This window comes from Nostoc sp. C052, from assembly GCF_013393905.1.
Classification (GTDB): domain Bacteria; phylum Cyanobacteriota; class Cyanobacteriia; order Cyanobacteriales; family Nostocaceae; genus Nostoc.
Map to the genome: position 1 here is coordinate 1 of NZ_CP040279.1, position 22257 is coordinate 22257.

Sequence of the window (22257 nt, forward strand, 5' to 3'; positions counted from 1 at the left end):
ATGCGTTTAATCAAACGTTTTCAGGCTTTGGCTGTTGCCACTGGGCTAATTGCTCTATTGGGGTGTTCGCCAGCGCAAACCCAGGTGCCAACACCGACAACAGAAAAACCATTACAGCCAACGCCGATTGTACCTACCTCAATAAGCCCTCACCTGCTGCTGGGAAATCCTAGTGGTGCAACTGCAAGTGTGGATACTCCAAACAATTATTTAATGGTAAAAAACCAGTATGCACTCTCCTACAACAACAGCAAAGGGACTGCGAATTGGGCAAGCTGGCTGTTAAATAAGTCATGGCTAGGGAAAGCAGAGCGCCAGGATAACTTCCGCCCTGATAGCACGTTGCCGAATGGTTGGGTGCGAGTGACACCGACTATATACGCTGGTTCAGGTTTTGACAAAGGTCATATTGTGCCATCAGCAGACCGCTCTTTGACAGTAGAGGATAACTCTTCAACTTTCTTAATGACTAACATGATGCCCCAAACACCAGATAATAATCGTAACACTTGGGGTAATTTAGAAGACTATTGTCGAAATTTGGTTAACCAGGGCAAAGAACTTTACATTGTAGCTGGGCCTGCGGGAAGTCAAGGTGAACCCCTCAAAGGTAAAGTGACGGTTCCTCAGACAACTTGGAAGATTATTGTGGTTTTAGACAGTCCTGGCTCTGGGCTTGACGGTATTACTGCTAATACTCGCGTCATCGCGGTTAACATCCCGAATGAACAAGAAATCAACAATGATTGGAGAACTTATAAAGTCAGCGTTGACGAATTAGAAAAACTCACAAACTATGATTTCCTCTCGAATGTTTCCCCAAATATTCAAGAAGTTATTGAAAGCAAAGTAGATAGTCTTTAAGCAAGTCAAGTTTCTACAACTTTCGTAGAAATCCCCGCTAAATTTCCAGTTGGGGTATCACCAACAATATAAGCATTAACCTCTTTATGTCCGAGGCGATACACCTGCAAATTAGTCAGGTTTTCTTTGAGTGTCTGCACAAGGGTTTGAAATCGTTTTACGGTTGCTTTCTCTTCTTCCTCATGCCAATCTTCTTCTGTCGTTGCTACACTAAAAAAATCGTCAACCCCCTCGACTTGAACGGGTGTATCTTGAGGATGATTTGTCAGTTTTAAGACTTTTTCAGGCGTTGCAGGTGCAATATCTGGCCACAAGAAAGCTTCACAAGGATATTCCGACTCGCTCATAAACAGCAAGCCGTCAGATGCTCGTTTTAGCTGTTCTAGAATTTCTGAATTAGTTTTGGTCATATAGAGCAATAATAAAGCGATCCAATCGCTCAAAAGTAACCGTTGATAATGAATTACTTGTATAAAAAAGATAAGGGATTGCTCATATTTTCGGCAAAACCAAGAATACCGCGATCGCGATGTTCGTAAATTAATTTTCCTTGAGAATCAAATAGAAAAGTTCCTCCTCGTTGTGTCAAATAAGATGAATCTGGTACATAAGTATTCCAGTTGCTCAAAACTTCAGTCATGTTTCGCAGGCGCAGGGTTGCTAATTCAAAAGGACGCTGAAAACCTTTTCCTCCAGCTGCTTTGAAAAATGAACCTTTCATTGCGGGTATTGGTGTATTCTTGATAACTTCCTCATCAGCAATTAATTGAGGTGCTTTTTTATCACCTTTGTAACCCCGAAAAACTTCTTTGAGAGTTCCCGGACTACCAATCCCAGCACACATTAGGATTAAATTAAGCCAAGCTTTTTGTGACGTTGATAGCATTGGGAATTGTATAGATAGACCGCGATAAAGCCCTAAAAAAGCGTGAATTTCAGCTACTGTATCCACAAACAACCATTCTTGAGGAAATCCCGTATATTCACAAAACTTGATCCCAGAATTGCGGTTTCCAATTCCAATAGCACGAATTGTGATTCCTCTTGCTGCGATTTCTTGAAATTCTCTTCGCAGCCACCAAGCGTATTCTAAATTATCAAAATCTCCCAACTGCGACCAAATAAGTATGAGCAACTTTGATGTATTCGAGGAACCATCTAAAACGGGTTTAATCTCTCCATCGCTAACTCGCAAGCGTTGAGTTTGACTCAAAATCGAGTAAATATCTGGAGAATTGGAGCGTGTTTGAGTGTTCATTTAGGTCAAAGCAGCAGTCTTCATATATGATTTTAGGGCTTTGAATGAGCCTCTTATCCTACACAGTATCATCCATCCAGCCGCATTCTGAGTTTGGGCAATCCCAATGCACCCGTGCTGACCAGTCCCGGTCAAACTCATATCCACATTGAGGACACTTGCCAGTAAACATAGGATGGGTATCTAGCAGCTCTAGCTGTTGCTGTTGCGTCCGCCGCTGCTGTGGTTGCAAAATCAACTCGCCGTTGTAGTAGCTTGCGCCTTCTGGTTGCCATACTTCCTCTACTTCGGCGTTGGGGTCAAGTCGAAAGTCCAAGCAGCTATCCCCCTGTGGCCCTGCTGGATGTACGGCACAGACGAGGTGGGGGTCATGTGAGTAAAGGAGGCAGCGATCGCAGTCGGGGATTTTCATAGTACCAGTGTACTGCTTTGTCACAAGCGATCGCTGTTTGGTGTAACTTTTCCTCTAAGAATTTTACGGGGGCGATCGCAGAATGCTCATTAACTAGCTGGATTGTAACGCTGCTTGTAACCTCTCTTGCAATCTGGTATATCGCTCCTGGGATTTTGTAGAACGAATGCACATACTGATTGCCTTCTTGCTGCCTATAATAATCGCCAGCTTCTTGGCACGGGTTAACCCTGTATAAAGTAAATTCCGAGTCAGCATCATGTAATGTTGCGTGTACAAAGGCAAAATTACTACTGGGTATTCAGAACCCTGCGACTTATGGATGCTAACGCTCCAGGCTAAAGCAAGCTCATTCATGTCAGCATAATCATACGTAACATCTCGCTCTTGATACTGGACAATTACTTCCTGTTCTTCGGTATCAATAGTAGTAATAAATCCCACATCGCCGTTAAAAACTTCGCGTTGGTAATCGTTAGTGAGTTGAATTACCCTGTCACCAACTCTAAAAATAGTCCCACCCCTGGTTACTTCAACTTTTTCATGACTAGGTGGGTTAATTAACTGTTGCAGTACGTTATTGAGATTGCGTGTACCGACTAATCCCCGTGACATTGGTGCAAGCACTTGTACATCAGTAGCAGGATTAAAACCAAGTTTGGGAACAAAATCAGCAATCAACTCACTAATTGCTTGTACCCCATGTTCTGCTTGTAATCCTCCACCATGCCAAAGACAATCAGATTGAGGTGTGTCAGAAATTGATTCAATATTGGGATATTGCCCCCGGTTAATTAGATGCGATGCAGTAATGATTTTGCTAGTAGCAGCTTGACGAAATACTTGAGTGAGGCGCACCACAGGTACTTGACGCGAATTAATTAAATCAGCCAGCACGTTACCCGCACCTACCGATGGCAATTGGTCAATATCTCCCACTAACAATAGTTGAGCATTGTCTGCCACAGCTTGAACCAAAGAATACGCTAGAAATAAATCCAGCATACTGGCTTCGTCTACAATAATTGCACTATGGGGTAAGGGATTGGTGCGATCGCGTTTAAAACTGCGAGTTCTGGGGTCAAATTCCAAAAGGCGATGTATCGTTTTTGCCTCCAACCCTGTCATCTCGCCTAATCTTTGGGCAGCCCTTCCAGTTGGTGCAGCCAGGGCAATTGATTTACCCATTGCCTTCCATAGTGAGACTATGGTGCTAGTGCAGAATGTTTTTCCCACACCAGGGCCACCTGTAATTACGGTGAATCGAGAGTAAGCAGCTGTCTCTACTGCTTGTTGCTGTTCGGGTGATAGTGAAACTTGGCGGCTACTGCTAAAACGCTCCAACCAAGTGCGGACGCGAGGAATATCAGGACTGATGGGGTAAGTGAGGCGATTTTGTACCAATTGGGCTAAGTTTTGTTCAGTGTAGAAGTAAGTAGGCTTGTAACAATTGAGCGTTTTATCGGCATCACGTTCTCTAATTAGCTCATCTTTCAAAGCCATATCTTTGATAGTCTGGGTGATGGCATCTTCTGTTGGTTGATGGTCAGCAGTAGTGAGCAGTTTAGTCACCGATTCAATTAGTTCTGTTTGGGGTAAGTAGCAGTGTCCGTCTTCTGCGGCTTCACTCAAAGCATGAACAAGTCCAGCACAGTAGCGAAACTGGGAATCGGCGGGAACCCCCAAATTACGTGCTATTTTATCAGCAGTTAAAAAACCAATGCCATAGATATCAGTCGCTAGCTGGTAAGGATTATGGGTAACTGTATCTATGGACTTATCCCCATATTGCTTGTAAATTTTGACTGCGTAAGTAGTGCTAACGCCGTGGCTTTGCAGAAATACCATCACTTCTTTAATAGCTTTTTGCTCATTCCAGGCTCTTTGAATCATGGCAATGCGCTTTTTGGCGATGCCGTTGACTTGGCTCAAGCGCTCGATTTGGTTTTCAATAATATCTAGAGTTTCTATACCAAAATGAGCAACAATCCGTTTAGCAGTAACAGGCCCCACACCTTTAATTAGACCGCTACCTAAATACTTCTCAATTCCTGTGAGTGTTGCTGGTTTTGTTTCTTTATAATTAACAACTTGAAACTGCAAACCATACTGGGGATGTTCGCGCCAAAAACCAGTTAATTGCAGCGTTTGTCCTGGCTGGATATCTGCAAAGCTACCAGTAATTGTAGTTAGTTCCTTAGCACCAGGGCGTTGCAAACGTGCCACAGTATAACCCGACTCTTGAGAGTAATACGTCAAGCGTTCTACTACTCCCGTGATTGATTCATGTTTGGGAGTAACGTTGACTTGCTGCTGGCTTGGTAGGGGTGTGGTGGACATCGCTTTTAGGAAACGGCGCAGCCATTATACTCGATACTCACTGTTTTAGAAGTAATCGGGTTAGCTCTATATAGTATTTATGTACTACACAAGAAATTTAAGCATTATATAAATATTTATTTCTAGCGTTTCAAAGTAAAGTTTCAAGCCGTTTTTAGTATATACATCCTACTTTTACGAATATATTTAACTAAATAAACCTTCAAGGAGGTCAACAAAATAAATGAATAAGATGGGATTTGTAGTTGCAGCAGTTGTTACCATATCAGCTTTGACTTTAGCTGTAAACAATGTGCAAGCTGTGAACGAGCTAGTATTAGTAACTAAAAGTAATCAACCAGAACAGTCTGTGCAAAGAACTTTTACAAGCCTCATAAATGCTGTTGAACAAAACAACTACACTCAGTTTATATCTCAAGGAAATGCTGCTTTCAAAGAAGGCATTACAAAGCAAACATTTACACAAGTTAGTGGACAGTTAGCTCCTCGCTTCAAAAAAGGGTATTCGGCAGTTTTCTTGGCAAATCTGAAGCAGCAAGGGTATCAAGTTTATTTATGGAAACTGACATTTTTGGATGGCAGTGATGATGTCTTAGCTAGACTTAGCCTCAAAGATGGAAAAATAGGTGGATTTTGGCTGAATTAGGCGATCGCTGTTTGGTCTAATTTTTCCTCTAAGAATTTATGAAGGGCGATCGCCCTTAAGGCAACTTGTAAACGTTGCCGCAAATAATATTAGCGCCTACCTAAATATAGGTAAGCGCTATTGTTTTATTTAAATTCAGGGAGAAAATATAGTGAAATGAGTTCCCTGATTTTTACGATTAATTAATTCCAATTTGATTGATTACAAAGCACTGCGGCTAGTTAACGCGTTCCACAAGAAAACAGCGACAATTGCGCCAAGAACCGCTACTGCAATACCTGGAATGCTAAGACCAGGAGCCGCTAGAGCTAAGGTTCCTGTATTGAAGAATACACCCAGACTGCCACCAACAAAAGCACCAATAATTCCTAATAAGATTGTTCCGAGAATTCCGCCACCTTGATGACCGGGGTAGATAGCTTTTGCAATAGCACCAGCAATTAGACCTAAAACAATCCAAGCAAGAATATTCATTGTTTTAATTTGATAAACGTTTTTTATGCGACAAATACACAATAGCAATCCCAACCTTGATATTCAATCTACCAGCAGAATCAACTATTAATAGCCTTGAGGATGAATGCTGTTACTTCTGGTGATATACCCACTAAATCCAATAGATAATCAATAAAAAAGCTCCTAGTTGGTCTAAAACTGGGAGCTTCGTTTATTCATTGCTTGATAATTGCAGTATATATATTTTTAATGATTTATCTCATCTACTTTAAGAATTAAGCTAAGTTTTAAAGCCGAATATTAATTTGATAAAGTGAAGGAGTAAATGGCTTGTAGCTGCGACCAATGTTTAAGATGTCCTCAATTGCTGGCTTGCTCCCATTCGCCACCGTTACAACTACCTTGGCACTAGCAACAATTATTCTCTATCCATCAAAAACTTTGTCACAAACATCAAGCGACGGACGCAACACAGTTCCCCAGGTAAGTTGCCTATCTGGGTATCCTGATGGCACATATCGAGGTTCGCGCCCAGTTACGCGCAATGAATTCGCTGCTGGTTTGAATACGTGCCTAGAGAGGCTAAATCAACTTATTCCCGCTAACAGGGCGGATTTAGCAACGAAGCAAGATTTGGAAATTTTGCTCAAACGACAAAGGGAATTAAACCAACAACTTCAAGAACTCAACGAGCGAGTTGATACCCCACCTGCTACAAAATAAGTATTCGACAGCAGTTAGTTTATGCAATGGTGGAAGCGCCTGCTTTATAGCGATAGCGATCGCTCTTAATCAAGAGAGGAAACCCTAAGCGACACCAAACAGCCCGTTGCAGACATCGCTCCCACTTGGGCCAGAACTGAAAACCTTATCACTCCCCATCCGTAAGCTCTAACTGATAAATCCGCATTGATGGATGTTCGTCCATCATCCGCCAGTAATACCCAGTAGGCGGCGATGACACCCTACCACCGCAGCGATACAAAAAGATTGGCTCGTCTTGCTTCATCACTTTCTTAACTGTTTGCTCCAGGGTGGTGTCGGGGTTATCGCTGTCGTACCAAACTAGGTGTGACTTTCCTTCATACCCAGCCGCCATTAAACTAGCAAACAACCATTCCATCAGCGATTGAATTTGCTCTTGGCTAACGCCGCAGGCTTGTTGCCCGTAGCTATCAATTATTGGCTGTTCTGGTTTGGGTTTGAGGAAGTTTAAGAATTTCATGATATGGAGAATGCAACTATTACCAGGGTTCCCATTTGATGAGGTGCGTTGCCTAGCTTGGGCAAAAAAGTGCGATCGCTATTGAGGTACAACTTTTCCTCTAAGAATATTTTTAACTGAAATACTCGCTCTTAATGAGGGCGATGTCTAGGACGGGCTGTTCGGTGTCGCACTCAGCAATAGAAGTGAAATAATAAACTAGTATGCCTTGCTCTGGAGATGCAGCGATGACCTACACCATGCACGACGCTCAACAAGTAGCAAAGCTTGCTGCTGCTGACATCTCGGCTTGGCTGCTCTCCAAACCAGAAACCATCAGCGTTGTTAATGTTGAGGATGACCCAGACTACCAACGCAGAGATATTGACCTCATCTGGACAACGCAGACGGGTGAAATTTTGATTGAGATTAAGGGCGATAGGTGGAATAAAACTCGTAACTTGTTCTTTGAGACTCACAGCAATTTAGAGAAGGGAACCCCCGGCTGCTTTATGTACACTGAGGCAGATTGGCTGTTTTACTACTTTGTCAACACTCGCCAACTGTACAGGCTACCGATGCCCAAAACGCGGGAGTGGTTTTTGATTACCATGCGGCGGTTTCGGGAGCGTTCGACTACAACACCAGTGGGAAAATGTTCTAGTTTTGCTTCCCGTTGCTGCTGTTTGATTAAACGACGGTTCTCTTCTTGCCAGCCACGAACTGTAATTATTGCTGTAATTATTGCAACAATAAGTGCAACTACAGCACCTATCAAAGCAGAAATAACTGTTGTATCCATTTTTATCTGCATTGTCTTCCTAATGGTCACTCTGAGTGAATCGCACTTCCTCTAAGAATATTCTGGGGGCGATCGCCACTAACTTTGTACGAGTTGTTCTATGAGTTGCAGTAAATTTTTTTCAATTTGCCCAAGGGCTACTAATGCAGAGGTTTTATCTATATCGTGAACCAGCCAGTATTCAATAGTATCTGCCCAGTGGGGAAAGCGTTCATTCATTAGTGGACGGTGTTCAAATTCATCTAGTGCAATAACCCTAGTAGCTGACTGAAAATCTGGCTCACTGGCTGCGAGTGGAAATCGTTCATCATCCGGTAGGTTCACCAAACGCACTGCTAAAGCCTCAAGCGCATACCGAGAAATCGCCCCCACATTGTTTACACCCTGCTCAAGTGCTAAACCTCGTGAATCAGCCAGCCAATCTAACCCCTGCTTAACAGCTAACCAATTAAATAGATGTTCAGCAAAGCGGCTGCGGTAGTAGTTGCCTGTACAAAGGAATAAGATTTTATTCATTGAGTTGACCAAATGATTTTCAGTAAGCCTACGGGCTTTTTACTGGTAAATGAGGTAATTTGCAAGATATCCAGGCTACTTTTCAAATGATTTACTCGCTTGATTGGGAGAAGCGATCGCTTAGTCTTAAAATTTAAACAACTGGGAAAACTTCAGGCTTAGTTTTATTAGGTTAAACTAAGTCATCCTAGCGACGGGCCGGCCTAGTTTAATTACAATCTCTGCGATCGCACCTTTTAATTCCCCCAGAAATGAAAAGCGATCGCACCCTTCATCAAGGCAATTAAGACCAGGGCGTCCGCATCATGTCAATAAGCAAAGTCTATTCTCAATAGAGTTAAGATTCGTTGTGATCAAGAGTAATTTAGATGCGTTTGCCCTGCAATTAAGACAGAACTGAAAGGAGCATAGGCTAGCAAAAATCGCAGGCATCGCTACCCTTAATCTTCATCTTTTAGTTCGGGTAAAATCTTGTCGAGCCTTGTCATTAGCATCTTTGGCAAGCTGAATACATCGCACACTTGCAGCCATTCCGCCAGCGGTAGTAACGGTTCCTTCGGGAACATTGCCTGATAGTAGAAGCCCAGCACCTACAAGGCTAATACAGGCAGACAATGCAGTTGCAATTAGTGCAAGGTTGAAACTGTAACGTGCTTGACGTGAAAGCTCTCTAATTATTTCTTGATGCTCTCTAATCATTTCCTGATTAGTCTGAATTGCTTGCATTGCCCTTTACTCCTTCCTTAAAAAATACAAATATATTGAATGGCTCACAAAGTCTGTTAGATGATCTGTGTTATGTATTGAATCAGCAGACACGTCTATTGCAAATAAGGTTCTTTCTCTTGTTCGCTCACCCTAAAATTAGGATAAAACTCTTCAAACTCTTCAGAGAAACCAAGCTCGTAAGCAATTAAGTGATCCGCTTCATTTATAAGACAATTCAATTCAGAGTCATATTGTGCTAATTCCAAAATTGCTGAAATGCCTTCTATGTCACTTTCAGAAGGGTCTAAGAGCTTGGATAATCTGCAATATTCTTGGACAAGCAAAAACACTGTTGCATTGCTACTATTCCGTTTGATATTATTTTTCGTCTTCTTGATGATAAGAGTTTGGTCGTGCTTTAAATTCGCTTTCATAGTCGTAAAAAGTTGGCGATAATTTGTGATTAGATTGAGTTGTTTTAGTATGTGAAAGTTGGTGGTTAGATTTTTTGTTCTAGTTGCAAAGGCCGCAATAATTTCTGGGTACACATGAAACAAGGAAGTAGCAGCATAGTAAAGAAATCTTCGAGCTACTACCCTCAATTTCACAAGGTTAGTGGAAAACGTCACTATTTCCATCCCCTTGCGGAGAAAGGGTGGTGTAGCTACTACCCTCAATTTCGCAAGGTTAGTGGAAAACGTCACTATTTCCATTTGATTGCAAAGTTGAACCATGTCCACAAAAGTAGAATAAAAGACCCTTCATTAGGTTAATGAGTTAAGTAGGTCAACTTGTGACATGATGAGAAATATTTTTTAGTTATTTACAACGCCTACGAATTTACACGCGTAAAATATATAATTTTTTATACTTATTTATTGTGCTATCCCCCTTAAGTCACAAATATCCTCATGCACATCATTGTTTTATGAGGGATACGAAACGGGTACAGCACAACGCGGAAACGCTAGGTAAAGCCCCGGAAGCAGATTCCCCAGAACTATTAGATTTGTTTGCTGCCGAATCAAAGCAAAAAAGGACTGAAAAGCTATGGCAAGCAAGACCACATCTGTAATTCAATCCCAAGCACAGGGTAAACCAATGCACCAAGTAGCAACAAGCTTAAAAAACGCTTCTAAAAAGACTTTACCTCCTGGCTTATTCCTCTGGTTGCTCATCCTTCTCTCCTTAACGATAGTCGCACCAAGCTTGGTGGCAATCACAACCTCCAGTTGCGGCGAAGGGTCAGTGAGTGTCAAGCTATGGGAGTTTGAATACCAACTCACTAAAAAAGGGGATTGCGGTAGCTTAACTGAGCAGTCTCACAAGTAAGCCGCTCACCAGTCAGGTCGATGGAACTACTGAAGCCTGACTGGTTTCGATGCTGAAATGATGAAAAGAAGCGATCACCTTTCGTAGTTGCCACTAATAAGAAATCAGTGTTAATCCTCTCAACTTATTTTCTAGAAACTTATCGCTGTATCATGATGTCACAAATATCCTCATGCACATCATTTTGTTTTAGGAGATACGAAACGGGTAAAGCACAAGGCGGAAACGCTGGGTAAAGCCCCGGAAGCAGATTCCCCAGAACTATAACCACCACAACACAGGTAAACCTTCCCTTTGACCCTAAATAAGGGTATAAGTTCTAGTTTTTTAACTTTTCTTTTTATAAGGAGAAATTCACTAATGAAAAAAAAGCTCATGGTCAAAACCGAAGCTTTTACCTTTAAATATATGACGCTGCTTAAGAGGACATACCCAGAACTGGCTACCACCGTTGACTGGAATGGAGTATACAAAAATGTCCAAGTACGTTTACGACAGTTTAACATGACCAAGAACTATAGCCCTGATGACATCATCATTGAAACCATCTCACGCTGGGACAGAAAGACTAAGAAAGGAGAGCAAATTCCCAATGTGGAAGGATGGATGAAACTTACAGCGTTCAACTGTATCCGAGAATTTCACCGCCAAGACCATCGAGTTACAGCATCTATGAGCGTCAATTTGTACGACCCTTCCACGTTTGAAACCAACCCCTCTTTACTTCAAGCAGTGATAGCGAAGAGTGAAACTAGCATAGAAGATGAAGGCGAAGATAGATGGCAGCAAGTTCGAGAAGTTATGAGTAAGCTGTCTGAAGATAAACGAGAGCTTTTGGAGCTTCGCGTCATAGAAGAGTTATCTTGGAACGAAGTCGCTAGCCATTATGCCGCACAAGGAAAAAATGTCAAAGTTGCTGCACTCCGTAAACGAGGAGAGCGAGCATTAGAAGAACTACGAGAAGCGCTTTTAGAGATGGTTAGGCATTATGACTAATGCTGTGCTGATACTTCCTTGTTTTGGTTTGGGTATTCCAAGAACCTGACGTGAGCGCGATCGCACCCCTCTTGCTTCTTCACCATACTTTGAGAGTATTATTTCTGTTTTGGTTTTGTGGAAAAGTCAGTCTAGACGGCTTAATCGCTTCAAGAGCCTCGGACAAACTGTAAGATTTTGGCCACAGACTAGCAAGAGGCGATCGCTTCCATCACCCCACCTTTCCAAGAGAACTGAATTGCTGGTCATAAATGGGAAGATGTTAAAGCCAAATTACGGGAATTAGGCATTGGTAGAGATGAACCAAATTATCACTCTTGAATGAAGAATTTTTGTGCAGGCGATCGCAATAGACAGAGCGAGCGCTTGTTCCTCTAAGAAAATTTCACTCCTTCCAAAAACTCCACCTGCCGCGGCGTAGCTTGTCTTACTTCTACATCCCAGGTGTAAATCTCATCCGCCACACGTCAGCCCAGAAAAAATTTACTCCTGCCGCGATCGCCCATCCAAACTTTTCCTCTAAGAATTCAGGTTCAACATTACTTAAAAAACTCTCATCCATTCAAGCAATAAATCTTACTCCAAAAATAGATATTACGGATATCCACTGAGGTTGGTTGAGATTTTGCATGGTTAATATGTAACAAATAATATAGCGGCCGCTACTTAAGCTAGTGGATCAAGTTTAGAAGTTAAATGACTATTAAAAAACCCTTGGCTATCAACCAGCCAGAGGTGGGGCAGATAATTCATGATTTGCGGCTTGCCTTTGGGCTTACGCAAGAACAGTTTGCAGCAACTCTTGGTGTAACATATACCACGATTAACCGTTGGGAAAATGGACGCTCAACGCCGTCGCCGATGGCGATGAAGCTTATTGAGCAGAAGCTTGATGAGATGGGCGCTCAAGGTCAGGATTTGTTGGCTAAGTATTTGCCGAATTAGTTGTTTACTCAGTTTGTGTGTGAGCGATGCCTACGGCTGCAAGCTACGCAGTTCGTCTGATCGATGTCTTCGGTAATGATGCCAGTGCAACGGTAGAGGTGAAGTAGCAATAAACAAATTGAAAAAAATTTGCGGTAAGCACCAGCCATACCGTTAGGCTTATGGCTTTTATTCTTAGAGGAAAAGTGAAAGATGCGATCGCTCCTTCATTCTTAGAGGAAATACCAAGCATTCGTTTAAATATAAGAGAGCATAATTATGGATGAAATTGTTAGTAAATTAGCAGGAGTTGGATTACCAGCCATTGTACTTCTTATCACAATGGCATCAACTGGTTTAGCTGGTGCTGCTGCAATTACTGCGGCATTAGCCATGTTAGGGCCAGGCGGAATGGTGGGCGGTATTGTATTACTGGGAATAATAGGTTTAGCATCAGATGCACTAACCAAATATGGATTGACAGCACTACTCCAGGGAATTTACGAAGAGAGAAGGAGAAGAGGTGAATCATTACAAAACCTATGTAGGGAAATTGATGGTTTACCAATTACTAATGAACTCAAATTAGTTATAAGGAACCATATTGGTTGCTCTCGTTAATCGGGGTAAATTAGCATCCGTTCAGAAACTTACGCGATTGGAACTGATGATCCGCTTTCAATACTGCGATCGCACCCCAGCTAATTAAGTAAATATTGCAACAAACTAGATAATTATTTATATGAGTGAACCTATTTCATTAACGGTACTTTTCGGAGCTTCTAAAGGATTTATTGACATTTCCACAAGAATAGCTAAATCTTTAAAGCTAATAGAATCTATTGAAAGTAAAGTTGACCTTTTGACGCAAATAGAATTTAATGCTGCTTGGAAAACACTTCTTCATGCGTGTAATTCTAGCTCTTCTGATGAACAAAAGTCCGTTCTGATTAACAATGCCAGGATTGGTTTTACTAAAGCTACTTGTCTTGAAAAGGGTGAGCGGCTTTTTTATGCTTACTTAGGATTAGCAATTTGTGATTATTTACTTGATGATGTAAATAATGTTAAAACAGCTTTAATAGAGGCTACAAAAATTAGTATATATAAAGACATTTATCAACAAGAAAGAGATTTATCTCTTGGCTTTAATAAGTATGGTATTAATTCCATTATAAATAGTTATAATCCTGCAAATATGTTAAATCTCATAAAAGGTATATTTGCATATCCATTGCTTTTAGCACAAAAAATAGAAATTCAAAAATATAATAAATCCAAAAGTGATTTGATTCCCCATATTTTGAAAAAAATCAATGCTGAACAACAAATGATTACTCTGGTAACAAAAGCTAATCAGCCAAGCGTTGTATTTACAAGTTTAGAATCAAAATCATTGGAGTTAATAAATTTGCAAAAACAATGTCTAGAAATAATAACTAATATTTAATTTTCAATATTTAGCGATCGCTTCGCTCGTCATAGGCATAGCTCCCTCCCATTTTTAAGGGAAAAGTACACAAGTAATAAATGATAGTAAAAAATATGAATGTTGTAACCCAAGAGGTAAAAACTAAATTTAACCCGTCAGGAGACGAGCAGAACCTTGATGAAAGCGCAATTGTATTAAAAAGTTCTAGTTTACCCTATTTTATAGAATTACGAACTTCTTCTTTAATTGATTATATTTTAAAAATTTACTCAAAAAGTAGCTTTACTAGAAAAAGTATTAATGACTGGTTAGCTATAAGAAGTAGGTCAGGATTTTATAAAGAATTAGCTCCTAATTTACATTTAGCATACGCTGACCAACGTGATGGACATAATTCAAAACATTGGTGGACATTATTTTTTAATGATCATTATAAAGAAGATATATTGAATAATATAAAAATTGAAATATCTTCCGTTAAAATTAAATATTCAAAAGATGATACTAATGCCCAGCATCAATGGGGGGGCTTAAATTTTAGATCAAGAACAGAAGTTAGAATTGCACACGCTTTGTTTAGTCAGCGTGTTTTATTCTTTGCTAATAGTCGTGCTTTTATGGATTTAACTGACTTACCAATTTCTAATAGTGAAAATAGATTAAGAGAAAGAATAGAAATAGATTTTTTAGTTTTCTATAAGCAAAAATGTATGATTTTGGAAGTTGATGGAGAACATCATCAGCAAGCATCACAAAAAACTAGAGACTATAGAAGAGATAGAGTCTTATTACGTGATGGTATTCGGACTGTTAGATTTAATGCAAATGAGTGCTATAACCATCCTTTAGAAGTCGTTACCGAATTTTTAAATCTTTTTTAAGATAGTAATTTGCTTTTTGCGCGAGAACAGCATCATCAGATAATTAATTGATAAGCCTGACTAATTAAATTTCCTGCCGTTTATGGCTGCTGTTGAGTATAACCAAGTTTCATATATATGGTAGCTGCTGTGATGCCAATTCTGTAAAGTCTTCAGCATCATGTAAGCAATAAATTTGGGCTTGTAATTCCCCTAGTGTGGCTGCTAAAGTCTCATTCATATTCAATTTAACTTTTCCTGTAAGGCAATCTGGTAGTGATTGACCATAGCAGTATTTTAGGTGTTAAGCGATGCCGACCGGGAGCAATGCGTCTGGTAGAGTTGGCGGCAAGCTACACTCATCATTCAAGCGAACGCAAGTAGCGTCTAGTAGAGAGTAAGCAAAATAACCCAATTGCTTCATCTCATCGTACCCGTACACCCAATTTTGTATCCCAGTGGAGGGGTTTATCAGCTTTTTGCAGGGGAGATTCTAGAATTTGACCTACTGATACACCGTATTTCCAATTTGGGGGACAGATAGCAATGTAACGTGCATAACCTCCCAAGCCACCTTTGAATTTAGGATACCCAATAGAAATCAACGCACCTGTTTCTGGAACTTGATCTAGATTTGCCACACCCTCTGCTTGGGTGTATCCATTTTTCAACAACCAAGCTTCTCCTTCTAGCGTGGGGGTGCTGTCTGTATCCAAGGGTTCGTGTCCGTGAAACAAGATATGGCGCTGTAAATGTAAGAACTTGAGAGCATCAAGACTCACCCCAGGAAACTTAGTTCTTGTAGCTAGTTCGGGGTTTGGCCATGATGAAGACCAGTCAGAACGCACAAACACAACTGAGCCTTGGGGAATCGGGCCATGTTTGCGTTCCCAATCCTGAATGTCTTTGACACTCAGATGGTAATTGGGGTCTTTGGCAACTTTATCCTGGATCGGAATTATTACTAAAGGACGAACAGCAAATGTCGCTGGCAACTCATCAATAGATGGATAGTCAGGGTTCCAGTGAGCCGGTGGATCTAGTTGAGTTCCTAGCTGATCGGTGGATAAATCGTAATAAGTTGCTTCAAACCCATCTTTTTGGTAAGTGTATGGCGAACCTGTTTTTGGGTTGATAGTAGGGGCAAACTTGGATAAACTAAAACCTGACCATACAGGAATTGTTGGCGTAATAGTATGAGTCAAGTCAACATATTTGGCTGACTTGAGCGACTGCTGATAAACTTGCCACAGGTCAGGCTTACGTAATGGCTGTACTGCGTTTACAGACCCAAAACCAACACTAAACAGAACAATTAAACAAATAATTCCCCAGAAAGCTTTTTGAAATGGTTGACGCAAAAATCTATCTAGTTCCCGCAAGGGATGTGAATGGTTAAATTGCGGCAGTATTGTCATTTGTTCAAGCTTATTGCAATTGATAGCTCTAAAGGCTCTAATTGTTTTATCACAAATTGCTACATTGTTTATCTGCAAGCAACTCAGCCCATCAAATGGGAACCCTATTAATAGTTGTGTTCCCCAGCATCATGAAAATCCTGAATTTCCTCAAACCCAAACCAACCCAACCAACAATTGACAGTTACGGACAAACGAGTAGCGGCGTTGAGCCAGAACAAATACGATCGCTGATGGAATGGCTGTTTGCAAGTCTGCTGAATGCTCTTTATTGTGGCAAGTCACATTTAATTTGGTACAACAGCGACAACCCAGACCCCAGTGTAGAGAAGGTAATCAACAAAGCGATGTACTGGGGTGATCCAGTTTTTCTGTATCGCTGTGGTGATAGAACAATGCCACCGCCCCAGGGCTACTACTGGCGGATGATGAACGAACACCCATCAATGAAGATTTATCAACTCGAAGTTAGGGATGGGGAGTGATAGAGCGATCGCATCTCCACGGAAATAACTGTTGAAGTGCGCCGTTCTTAGAGGAAAACCAACAGCGATCGCTATAAAGTGGGCGGGTACGCCATACCACCTTTACTATGTGTTTTCTAGTACATTACTAGCCAGTTGTGGCGAAGCGATGACCGAGCGCTGTGGGTTGGCTGCTGAGTTCTACAGCGTTGGGTCAACTTAGGCGATTTGTGACTGTTCCGTTCTGTTGATATCTCATTTAAACGGCAATTCACAGAGTTGTGATGCCAAATTGCCAGAACCTTTGAACATAGCGCTGTCACTTCAACTTTTACAAGCGTTCGCGAGTAGCGCGTCTCGTAGAGAGGAAACCCCAAGTGATTGCACCTGTCACACATTCATGTTCATGATTTTTGATTTTGTGACTTAAACCTACCTGCAATAAACTCTCGCTTAAATAAATGTTTTGTCTTGCGTTTGGTAACTCGCTCTCGCCACATACGAAAACTGGATTCTTTCATTTGCTGCCGCATTAAGGCAATTACCTGTTTCTCTTGTAGCCCAAACTGAGTTTCAATAGCATCGAAAGACGTTCTATCTTCCCATGCCATTTCAATGATGCGATCAATAGTTTCGAGATCAAGGTTTGGTAATTTCATGCCGAGAGCTTGTAATTGGTCAATTCGAGCTACATCTATTTTACTTTTTGTCTTAAAGAATTACGGCGTTGCTCCCGAAAGCGGGATGATTTAGCAACTAATAAAATCTCTCCCCCTGCTCCCCCTGCTAAAATCGCTGTATTCAATACATCAACTACCATGTCTGGCAAAGGATTTGGGCAGCGCCAACCTACAAAAATCGATAAAATTGTTGAAGACGCGGTGCGTTATTGCCACAAGCGACACCCAGAAGCCCTAGACCAAATTTTTGACAATCTGCCTGTTAAGCTCAACCAGCAAGTGTTAAATGGTACGGTTGCAGCTTTAAAAAAAGACATTGATAGCCTCAGTTGGCTGTGTGGTTATTTTGCATCCGAAATTAACAGCACTGAGGACAACCAGAAGCCTCGCCATTCTATTGCAGAACTTAGCAAATTGCTCATGATATCAGGGATGGAACCTTTCGGTGATTTTGCCCCTTACCCCGGTTGTCGCATTGTTATACTCAACAACGATAAATTTGAAGCGCTGCCGCCTAGAGTGCAAGCAGCAGTCCAAGAAGCTTTTGATGTGGTAGAAACTAGTGGGGAAGAGGCGCAAAGGATAAATGAGGCGCTGCTACGAGAGTTGGAAGTGTAATAAATTACATGGTGGAACTGCCCAACAAACGGCGATCGCCTCCTCTAATGTAGGTATTTACTTTGATGAACGCCTTGTAATCTTGAATTTTAGTAGCCAAGTGGGATGCTAGAAACAAACTGGCATCTTTCAAAGCTTCATAAATCTGAATACCTTCTTCTCGATATCGAATAATTTTGTCTTGATTCCAATAATGTGGAGGTGCTTGGAGATTGCTAATTCTATCTGCTAATTTCACCATCCATATTTCTCATGGTTGCTCTTTTATCCTTCGCAAACTGTCTGACATTTGGAGATGTTTTGCTAAACTTTCATCTTTAGTCAATGCCAGTACACCATTAGCTATTGATTCACCAAATTCAGTTTTTATTTGCTCAAAAGTGGTATCAGTATCTTCAATGGTGTCATGCAAAATAGCACATTGAATAGCAAGGTTGCCATCATGTTCTTTTTCGACACTTAGAGCTGCAATGACTTCCATACTTACAAAACTCAAGTGCATGATGTAAGGTATATTTGACCCTGGCACTTTTTGACCTTGATGTGCGTGTGCTGCTTTCTTTAAGGCTTTGATATAACTTTCTTGTGACCAGCTTTGTAAGCTGAGTTTATATATTTCCATTTGCCGATTTTTGTCATAGTATGAGGCGATGAGTGTAGCGCTTGCCGGAAGCGATTTATGATTTTGCAGGTTCTAATAAAACTGTTAAACTGTTTTCCCATTCATCGAAGAACCCATCAGTCCATCGGTCAATCCTGCCGTCTTTATTAATGCGTGGTGACACAACTTTAATAAAAGCTTGACCTTGGTTTTTTTGGCTTTGAAAGTAATGTAATTGCACATCTTCTGGCTCAATTTTACCACCATGCACCGCAAGACGAATGCCGTTTAAAATCTGGTCGCTATGAGTTTCTACCACAACTTGAACGCCGCAGTTAGCAGCCAGGGCTAACAATTTACCCAGCTTTGTTTGTGCTTGGGGGTGGAGTCCTGTTTCTGGGTGTTCAATAAGAATCAATGCACCCGGACTGGAGGCGAGGATTGCAACGATAATTGGTAAAACGTAGGTAATGCTGTATCCAGCATGGTCACTAAATTTTAAGTTAACCAAATCCATATCTAGATATGCGTTAACTTGGATGCGTAGACTAGAAATTATTTCTCCCATCCATGCTTCAACTTGGTCTAGCAAATTTATTGATTTTGCTTGCGGGTGAGTGAGTTGGGCGATGGGGATTGGTTGACTACCGTATGTATAGAGAAAATGTGCTGTATATTCGCCAAGCGCCCCAATTTGTTTAAGTTCTCGCCTTTGGTAATTTAAGATTCCTGATGCAGTTGTTGCACGTTCGGATTGAAGGTGATGAAATTCTTTACTGAAAATGCTTGACTGATAAACATCGGCATCAACAGAGTTGAATCCACTCTCTAAAAAATTTGCTTCTCTCTCTAATGAGTTGTATTTAAAGTGCCATGTTCCTTTAGTTCCGTTTTTTAAAATAAGCTCAAATCCTACATAGTCTTGTTTGGCATTTTCATACAAAGCATCATTAGCTGTGCCAATATTTACCAAATTTCCATTGAGCAATAAACCAGTGTTTTGTAGTAAACTTTGCTGGTAAGATTGATGCAGCAGTGATAATGCTTGCAACACAGAGGATTTACCAGTGCTATTGTAACCAGAGAGCAGGGTAAGCGATTTGAATTCAACTAATTGATTCTCAAATGCTTTAAAATTTAGCAGCCGTAATGAGCTAATCATTAATAGTTAAAATATAGATGTTCTTCAATTTTATTATAGTTTGTTTATCTAAAGCGATTTTGTAAGAATCTTGTTGAGCAAACCTGTATATGACAAAATCTTAAATATATTTTGTGATTTACATTTTTGATGATTAATCAAAAAAACTAGCAGTTTATCAAGATTTAATTGGAATTATAGATGGCATGTGAAAATTTTAAAGAACTTGTTAATGTTGCAATCCAAGTAGCGACCAGAAGAAATAAAAGAATGTCAGTCTTCAAGCTTGATAACACTTATTATATAGTTGATGCTAGGGAATGGGAGAATGGTCGCGCGTATGGTCAATATATCATGACGGTAGAACCTGAGCAAAATTAAGCGTCAGGTGTTTCATGTTGCTGAAATTTTTCCCAATTAAACTCAAGAGTCAGTATTTCAAATAGTGTTGGTGACAACACATCTAACTCTATAGGTTCACCAGTGTAGATGACATCTGGAAAGTCTTGAGGGTGAAAGATTCCGTGAGGGATACCCTCTCCTTTAAGCCACATCTTAGCTCGATAATCGATGCGTTCTCCACTTGGTAAATCAATCCAAAAATGCGGCTCAATGTATTGATGATGTTGAGTCAAAACCCCAAACATCGGTTGATGCTCAATGCTATGATTAGTTAGTATAGTGTGACAGATGCGGGTCATGCCATCACATTCAGTTTGAGAAGAATCATAGGGGTCAAGGAGTTGCTGAATTCTTTCCCTTGGTATCACTTCATACTCCTTAATCAATTTCTTCAGACACGGCTAAGTTTTGCTCTTGCATGATTGGTGTCATCAAATGGAATATCTTTGTTAGCCCCTGGTGCAATGATTCTTGAGAGAAGTTATAGCCACGTTCAACAGCCATAGTTATGATTGCAGCCTTATCTTTTGTACGCATTGCTTCCATCAGTCGGCCTAACAACAGTTGATCTTGGAGTGCTGCTGCAAAAAATTCCATAACTTGTAGTTCACTTTGAGCAGCATCTAGTGACTCATTCATTTTTGGACTCCTCGTGCCGAACCTCTACCAGAGTAACATTAAGCCGAATGGTATCCTTTGACGCTAAAGCCTAACTCTACTACTTCTGAAAACTGAACTTTGATATGTTATTGCCATATTGTCAAAAACGAGCTAGATTGCGAGACTCAGCAAAGATGTTAATGAGGTCAACAACAGCAGTTGATAGTACACCAGGAAAAGAAGCGGTATCACCAAAGACAGTAGAAAACCTAACAGCCACATCTTCTTTAAGTGCTAGCGAGAGCGAACCAGATTTACTGTAGTTTCTGTAAGCTAACTCTAAAGAGGGTTGAGCTTGTTGTAATTTTGCCTGAGACGGTAAGCGATCGCGCTTGATGTGGGAATTAAAATTAGGGTCAGCAGGTACTAAGTTCCAAAGTTCGTTAATCGGATAGAGAGATACGGGTAAAAGGTGGTCTAAATCGTATCTGATACCATAAGAAATGTGCTTTTGTGTCCACGGGCAAACAAACTCTGTTCCTTCCATCAACAGTACATCAACATGGTTGCGTTCCCAATTCAAAGGTCTGCGGTTGTCCGGTCTATCTGTTAGCAGCTGATAAATAAAACCTCGATGCACTTTAGTGTGATTTTCTTGTTGCACTTTTTCAGTAAACAAGCACCATTCATGAATACAAAGTGCTTCAATCCACAATGACATCTCCCCAAAAGTTTGCCAGAGATCGGCTTGAATTACTAAGCATTTGTCTGCTAGTTGAGTACCTGGAATTGCTACAACTTGAGTGCTAAGTTCTGCATACTTTTTAGGTTTATTAAATACTTCCCATTCACCAAACCCTGCATATCTAACAGGCATTTCAATTGCTTTACTAATGGCAGTGAGGGCAGCTTGGTAGACTTGACGTAACGCTTTGGAGTAGGCAAGATATTTTCGCGGGACTCTCAACTCGTTCATGAGGAAAAAGCCATCGCTAGGGCTTGAGGTTCCGCCAACAATTGATTCCCATTCACGGCGTAGTTTCTCTAACTGAGGACGAAACGACATATCATTTCGCAATTGACCGTTCAGTGTTGCTCGTTGCCCTTGCAAGATAGGTTCACTGGGTTTGACAAATGGCCAGTAGTAAGCCACCCAAAACTGTGCTAGTAAACGCAAAGGAACTGCTACGTCTGCTTTTCGGTTCCGCAAATCGGGGAAGCTGAGGACAACATCATTAATCGCACGCAGCAAGGCAATTTTGTAGCTTGTAGCTTTTGTATCGTGCTTGAGAATTGTGCTGATAATTTTGCTTCCCGATGACATAACAGGAGTTAAAAACATTACTCTATAGTGTTCCCGTTTTCATCCCGTTTGATTTCTACCACAGTGACATCAAAACTTTCCCATTCTTGAACGGTAAAGCCTGCCTCGGTTTCTTCAGGAAACCTAGTTGCCATTTTCTGCCAAGCTTCTTCTTCGCTTTCAGCCCAGATATAATGACCTTGCCGTTCTCTAATGTCATCGCGCCCAGTGCAGTTGTGTAAGTATAATGCGTTACGTGTACAGCGATATTCTCTCATAG

General features: G+C 41.0%; 32 protein-coding genes and 1 pseudogene. 14 read left to right on the forward strand and 19 right to left on the reverse strand.

The genetic code is table 11. From position 1 onward, the window contains the following. Entirely contained in the window at positions 1-864 is an 864-nt protein-coding gene (locus FD723_RS41070) for a DNA/RNA non-specific endonuclease (RefSeq protein ID WP_179070913.1), read from the forward strand. A 5-nt stretch (positions 865-869) separates the two neighbouring features. On the opposite strand, the gene FD723_RS41075 is transcribed toward FD723_RS41070, so the two are convergent. The 4 genes from FD723_RS41075 to FD723_RS41090 form a co-directional block, all read right to left on the reverse strand. Then, a complete protein-coding gene (locus FD723_RS41075) occupies positions 870-1274 on the reverse strand; it encodes a nuclease A inhibitor family protein (protein ID WP_179071006.1) in 405 nt (134 codons plus the stop codon). A gap of 53 nt (positions 1275-1327) precedes the next feature. After that, positions 1328-2122: a peroxiredoxin-like family protein gene (locus FD723_RS41080; RefSeq protein WP_179070914.1), complete on the reverse strand. Its 795-nt coding sequence runs from the start codon at positions 2120-2122 to the stop codon at positions 1328-1330. Between the two features lie 58 nt (positions 2123-2180). After that, positions 2181-2534, reverse strand: coding sequence for a hypothetical protein (locus FD723_RS41085; RefSeq protein WP_179071007.1), 354 nt, complete (start codon positions 2532-2534; stop codon positions 2181-2183). A 93-nt stretch (positions 2535-2627) separates the two neighbouring features. Next, the gene (locus FD723_RS41090; RefSeq protein ID WP_179070915.1) at positions 2628-4874 is read right to left on the reverse strand and encodes an ATP-dependent RecD-like DNA helicase; all 2247 of its coding nucleotides are present in this window, start codon (positions 4872-4874) and stop codon (positions 2628-2630) included. A 232-nt stretch (positions 4875-5106) separates the two neighbouring features. Here FD723_RS41090 and FD723_RS41095 point away from each other — a divergent pair, with 232 nt between their 5' ends. Next, entirely contained in the window at positions 5107-5520 is a 414-nt protein-coding gene (locus tag FD723_RS41095) for a hypothetical protein (RefSeq protein ID WP_256875444.1), read from the forward strand. Positions 5521-5721: 201 nt separating this feature from the next. Here the strand turns inward: FD723_RS41095 and FD723_RS41100 are convergent, their stop codons facing one another. Then, positions 5722-5994 carry a GlsB/YeaQ/YmgE family stress response membrane protein gene (locus FD723_RS41100; protein ID WP_179070917.1) on the reverse strand — a complete coding sequence of 91 codons (273 nt, stop codon included), beginning with the start codon at positions 5992-5994 and terminating at the stop codon, positions 5722-5724. A 327-nt stretch (positions 5995-6321) separates the two neighbouring features. Here FD723_RS41100 and FD723_RS41105 point away from each other — a divergent pair, with 327 nt between their 5' ends. Next, positions 6322-6699, forward strand: a complete 378-nt coding sequence (locus FD723_RS41105) for an S-layer homology domain-containing protein (RefSeq protein ID WP_256875445.1) — start codon at positions 6322-6324, stop codon at positions 6697-6699. Positions 6700-6847: 148 nt separating this feature from the next. Here FD723_RS41105 and FD723_RS41110 read toward each other — a convergent pair whose 3' ends face one another. Next, positions 6848-7201 (reverse strand): hypothetical protein, encoded by a 354-nt coding sequence (locus FD723_RS41110; RefSeq protein WP_179070918.1) that lies wholly within the window; start codon positions 7199-7201, stop codon positions 6848-6850. A gap of 227 nt (positions 7202-7428) precedes the next feature. Between FD723_RS41110 and FD723_RS41115 the strand changes: the two genes are divergently transcribed. Then, entirely contained in the window at positions 7429-8037 is a 609-nt protein-coding gene (locus FD723_RS41115; protein WP_256875446.1) for a hypothetical protein, read from the forward strand. 23 nt (positions 8038-8060) lie between these two features. On the opposite strand, the gene FD723_RS41120 is transcribed toward FD723_RS41115, so the two are convergent. The 3 genes from FD723_RS41120 to FD723_RS41130 form a co-directional block, all read right to left on the reverse strand. Further along, positions 8061-8498 (reverse strand): low molecular weight phosphatase family protein, encoded by a 438-nt coding sequence (locus FD723_RS41120; protein ID WP_179070919.1) that lies wholly within the window; start codon positions 8496-8498, stop codon positions 8061-8063. Positions 8499-8945: 447 nt separating this feature from the next. Continuing rightward, a complete protein-coding gene (locus FD723_RS41125; protein ID WP_256875447.1) occupies positions 8946-9224 on the reverse strand; it encodes a hypothetical protein in 279 nt (92 codons plus the stop codon). 95 nt (positions 9225-9319) lie between these two features. Continuing rightward, complete coding sequence (locus FD723_RS41130; RefSeq protein ID WP_179070920.1) at positions 9320-9946, reverse strand: hypothetical protein; 627 nt, start codon at positions 9944-9946, stop codon at positions 9320-9322. A 188-nt stretch (positions 9947-10134) separates the two neighbouring features. Here FD723_RS41130 and FD723_RS41135 point away from each other — a divergent pair, with 188 nt between their 5' ends. The 3 genes from FD723_RS41135 (at position 10135) to FD723_RS41145 (ending at position 11534) form a co-directional block, all read left to right on the forward strand. After that, complete coding sequence (locus FD723_RS41135) at positions 10135-10281, forward strand: hypothetical protein (protein WP_179070921.1); 147 nt, start codon at positions 10135-10137, stop codon at positions 10279-10281. After that, entirely contained in the window at positions 10257-10538 is a 282-nt protein-coding gene (locus FD723_RS41140; protein ID WP_179070922.1) for a hypothetical protein, read from the forward strand. Before FD723_RS41135 ends, FD723_RS41140 begins: the two co-directional genes overlap by 25 nt. Before the next feature lie 360 nt (positions 10539-10898). Then, entirely contained in the window at positions 10899-11534 is a 636-nt protein-coding gene (locus FD723_RS41145; RefSeq protein ID WP_179070923.1) for an RNA polymerase sigma factor, read from the forward strand. A 433-nt stretch (positions 11535-11967) separates the two neighbouring features. Here the strand turns inward: FD723_RS41145 and FD723_RS43775 are convergent, their stop codons facing one another. After that, positions 11968-12096 (reverse strand): hypothetical protein, encoded by a 129-nt coding sequence (locus FD723_RS43775; RefSeq protein ID WP_256875448.1) that lies wholly within the window; start codon positions 12094-12096, stop codon positions 11968-11970. Positions 12097-12230: 134 nt separating this feature from the next. Here FD723_RS43775 and FD723_RS41150 point away from each other — a divergent pair, with 134 nt between their 5' ends. From FD723_RS41150 to FD723_RS41165, 4 genes are all read left to right on the forward strand, one after another. Beyond that, on the forward strand, positions 12231-12479 hold the full coding sequence (locus FD723_RS41150) for a DNA-binding transcriptional regulator (protein ID WP_179070924.1): 249 nt from the start codon (positions 12231-12233) through the stop codon (positions 12477-12479). Positions 12480-12737: 258 nt separating this feature from the next. Then, on the forward strand, positions 12738-13079 hold the full coding sequence (locus FD723_RS41155) for a hypothetical protein (RefSeq protein ID WP_179070925.1): 342 nt from the start codon (positions 12738-12740) through the stop codon (positions 13077-13079). Positions 13080-13200: 121 nt separating this feature from the next. Then, positions 13201-13908: a hypothetical protein gene (locus FD723_RS41160; protein ID WP_179070926.1), complete on the forward strand. Its 708-nt coding sequence runs from the start codon at positions 13201-13203 to the stop codon at positions 13906-13908. A 95-nt stretch (positions 13909-14003) separates the two neighbouring features. After that, positions 14004-14771 (forward strand): endonuclease domain-containing protein, encoded by a 768-nt coding sequence (locus FD723_RS41165; RefSeq protein WP_179070927.1) that lies wholly within the window; start codon positions 14004-14006, stop codon positions 14769-14771. A gap of 404 nt (positions 14772-15175) precedes the next feature. Here FD723_RS41165 and FD723_RS41175 read toward each other — a convergent pair whose 3' ends face one another. Next, the gene (locus FD723_RS41175) at positions 15176-16168 is read right to left on the reverse strand and encodes a cyclase family protein (RefSeq protein WP_179070928.1); all 993 of its coding nucleotides are present in this window, start codon (positions 16166-16168) and stop codon (positions 15176-15178) included. A 131-nt stretch (positions 16169-16299) separates the two neighbouring features. Here FD723_RS41175 and FD723_RS41180 point away from each other — a divergent pair, with 131 nt between their 5' ends. Then, positions 16300-16653 (forward strand): hypothetical protein, encoded by a 354-nt coding sequence (locus FD723_RS41180; protein ID WP_179070929.1) that lies wholly within the window; start codon positions 16300-16302, stop codon positions 16651-16653. Between the two features lie 31 nt (positions 16654-16684). After that, positions 16685-16855, forward strand: a complete 171-nt coding sequence (locus FD723_RS41185; RefSeq protein ID WP_179070930.1) for a hypothetical protein — start codon at positions 16685-16687, stop codon at positions 16853-16855. A gap of 181 nt (positions 16856-17036) precedes the next feature. On the opposite strand, the gene FD723_RS41190 is transcribed toward FD723_RS41185, so the two are convergent. Next, on the reverse strand, positions 17037-17291 hold the full coding sequence (locus FD723_RS41190; protein WP_179070931.1) for a TIGR03643 family protein: 255 nt from the start codon (positions 17289-17291) through the stop codon (positions 17037-17039). A 35-nt stretch (positions 17292-17326) separates the two neighbouring features. After that, a complete protein-coding gene (locus FD723_RS43780) occupies positions 17327-17452 on the reverse strand; it encodes a hypothetical protein (protein WP_256875449.1) in 126 nt (41 codons plus the stop codon). Here FD723_RS43780 and FD723_RS41195 point away from each other — a divergent pair. Next, entirely contained in the window at positions 17451-17930 is a 480-nt protein-coding gene (locus FD723_RS41195; protein ID WP_179070932.1) for a hypothetical protein, read from the forward strand. The genes FD723_RS43780 and FD723_RS41195 overlap by 2 nt on opposite strands. 4 nt (positions 17931-17934) lie before the next feature. Here FD723_RS41195 and FD723_RS41200 read toward each other — a convergent pair. From FD723_RS41200 to FD723_RS41225, 6 genes and pseudogenes are all read right to left on the reverse strand, one after another. Beyond that, positions 17935-18552 (reverse strand): annotated as a pseudogene (locus FD723_RS41200) (HD domain-containing protein). 55 nt (positions 18553-18607) lie between these two features. Beyond that, positions 18608-19693: a DUF3696 domain-containing protein gene (locus tag FD723_RS41205; RefSeq protein ID WP_179070933.1), complete on the reverse strand. Its 1086-nt coding sequence runs from the start codon at positions 19691-19693 to the stop codon at positions 18608-18610. Between the two features lie 356 nt (positions 19694-20049). Beyond that, positions 20050-20442, reverse strand: coding sequence for a hypothetical protein (locus tag FD723_RS41210; protein WP_256875450.1), 393 nt, complete (start codon positions 20440-20442; stop codon positions 20050-20052). A 10-nt stretch (positions 20443-20452) separates the two neighbouring features. Continuing rightward, the gene (locus FD723_RS41215) at positions 20453-20713 is read right to left on the reverse strand and encodes a Nif11-like leader peptide family natural product precursor (RefSeq protein ID WP_179070935.1); all 261 of its coding nucleotides are present in this window, start codon (positions 20711-20713) and stop codon (positions 20453-20455) included. Between the two features lie 121 nt (positions 20714-20834). Then, on the reverse strand, positions 20835-22016 hold the full coding sequence (locus FD723_RS41220; protein WP_256875451.1) for an HNH endonuclease domain-containing protein: 1182 nt from the start codon (positions 22014-22016) through the stop codon (positions 20835-20837). Beyond that, positions 22016-22255, reverse strand: a complete 240-nt coding sequence (locus FD723_RS41225) for a hypothetical protein (protein WP_179070936.1) — start codon at positions 22253-22255, stop codon at positions 22016-22018. The genes FD723_RS41220 and FD723_RS41225 overlap by 1 nt, the downstream gene beginning before the upstream one ends. Between the last annotated feature and the right edge of the window lie 2 nt (positions 22256-22257).

Excerpts from the sequence above, each read along its gene's own strand:
- FD723_RS41140 (WP_179070922.1), top strand. The coding sequence starts at position 10,257 with ATGGCAAGCAAGACCACATCTGTAATTCAATCCCAAGCACAGGGTAAA.
- FD723_RS41150 (WP_179070924.1), top strand. The coding sequence starts at position 12,231 with ATGACTATTAAAAAACCCTTGGCTATCAACCAGCCAGAGGTGGGGCAG.
- FD723_RS41070 (WP_179070913.1), top strand. The coding sequence starts at position 1 with ATGCGTTTAATCAAACGTTTTCAGGCTTTGGCTGTTGCCACTGGGCTA.
- FD723_RS41205 (WP_179070933.1), bottom strand. The coding sequence starts at position 19,693 with ATGATTAGCTCATTACGGCTGCTAAATTTTAAAGCATTTGAGAATCAA.
- FD723_RS41225 (WP_179070936.1), bottom strand. The coding sequence starts at position 22,255 with ATGAGAGAATATCGCTGTACACGTAACGCATTATACTTACACAACTGC.
- FD723_RS41135 (WP_179070921.1), top strand. The coding sequence starts at position 10,135 with ATGAGGGATACGAAACGGGTACAGCACAACGCGGAAACGCTAGGTAAA.
- FD723_RS41180 (WP_179070929.1), top strand. The coding sequence starts at position 16,300 with ATGAAAATCCTGAATTTCCTCAAACCCAAACCAACCCAACCAACAATT.
- FD723_RS41160 (WP_179070926.1), top strand. The coding sequence starts at position 13,201 with ATGAGTGAACCTATTTCATTAACGGTACTTTTCGGAGCTTCTAAAGGA.
- FD723_RS41175 (WP_179070928.1), bottom strand. The coding sequence starts at position 16,168 with ATGACAATACTGCCGCAATTTAACCATTCACATCCCTTGCGGGAACTA.
- FD723_RS41110 (WP_179070918.1), bottom strand. The coding sequence starts at position 7,201 with ATGAAATTCTTAAACTTCCTCAAACCCAAACCAGAACAGCCAATAATT.
- FD723_RS41100 (WP_179070917.1), bottom strand. The coding sequence starts at position 5,994 with ATGAATATTCTTGCTTGGATTGTTTTAGGTCTAATTGCTGGTGCTATT.
- FD723_RS41190 (WP_179070931.1), bottom strand. The coding sequence starts at position 17,291 with ATGAAATTACCAAACCTTGATCTCGAAACTATTGATCGCATCATTGAA.
- FD723_RS41145 (WP_179070923.1), top strand. The coding sequence starts at position 10,899 with ATGAAAAAAAAGCTCATGGTCAAAACCGAAGCTTTTACCTTTAAATAT.
- FD723_RS43775 (WP_256875448.1), bottom strand. The coding sequence starts at position 12,096 with ATGGATGAGAGTTTTTTAAGTAATGTTGAACCTGAATTCTTAGAGGAA.
- FD723_RS41220 (WP_256875451.1), bottom strand. The coding sequence starts at position 22,016 with ATGTTTTTAACTCCTGTTATGTCATCGGGAAGCAAAATTATCAGCACA.
- FD723_RS41075 (WP_179071006.1), bottom strand. The coding sequence starts at position 1,274 with ATGACCAAAACTAATTCAGAAATTCTAGAACAGCTAAAACGAGCATCT.
- FD723_RS41115 (WP_256875446.1), top strand. The coding sequence starts at position 7,429 with ATGACCTACACCATGCACGACGCTCAACAAGTAGCAAAGCTTGCTGCT.
- FD723_RS41165 (WP_179070927.1), top strand. The coding sequence starts at position 14,004 with ATGAATGTTGTAACCCAAGAGGTAAAAACTAAATTTAACCCGTCAGGA.
- FD723_RS43780 (WP_256875449.1), bottom strand. The coding sequence starts at position 17,452 with ATGGTAGTTGATGTATTGAATACAGCGATTTTAGCAGGGGGAGCAGGG.
- FD723_RS41080 (WP_179070914.1), bottom strand. The coding sequence starts at position 2,122 with ATGAACACTCAAACACGCTCCAATTCTCCAGATATTTACTCGATTTTG.
- FD723_RS41105 (WP_256875445.1), top strand. The coding sequence starts at position 6,322 with ATGTTTAAGATGTCCTCAATTGCTGGCTTGCTCCCATTCGCCACCGTT.
- FD723_RS41125 (WP_256875447.1), bottom strand. The coding sequence starts at position 9,224 with ATGCAAGCAATTCAGACTAATCAGGAAATGATTAGAGAGCATCAAGAA.
- FD723_RS41120 (WP_179070919.1), bottom strand. The coding sequence starts at position 8,498 with ATGAATAAAATCTTATTCCTTTGTACAGGCAACTACTACCGCAGCCGC.
- FD723_RS41095 (WP_256875444.1), top strand. The coding sequence starts at position 5,107 with ATGGGATTTGTAGTTGCAGCAGTTGTTACCATATCAGCTTTGACTTTA.
- FD723_RS41195 (WP_179070932.1), top strand. The coding sequence starts at position 17,451 with ATGTCTGGCAAAGGATTTGGGCAGCGCCAACCTACAAAAATCGATAAA.
- FD723_RS41215 (WP_179070935.1), bottom strand. The coding sequence starts at position 20,713 with ATGAATGAGTCACTAGATGCTGCTCAAAGTGAACTACAAGTTATGGAA.
- FD723_RS41090 (WP_179070915.1), bottom strand. The coding sequence starts at position 4,874 with ATGTCCACCACACCCCTACCAAGCCAGCAGCAAGTCAACGTTACTCCC.
- FD723_RS41085 (WP_179071007.1), bottom strand. The coding sequence starts at position 2,534 with ATGAAAATCCCCGACTGCGATCGCTGCCTCCTTTACTCACATGACCCC.
- FD723_RS41155 (WP_179070925.1), top strand. The coding sequence starts at position 12,738 with ATGGATGAAATTGTTAGTAAATTAGCAGGAGTTGGATTACCAGCCATT.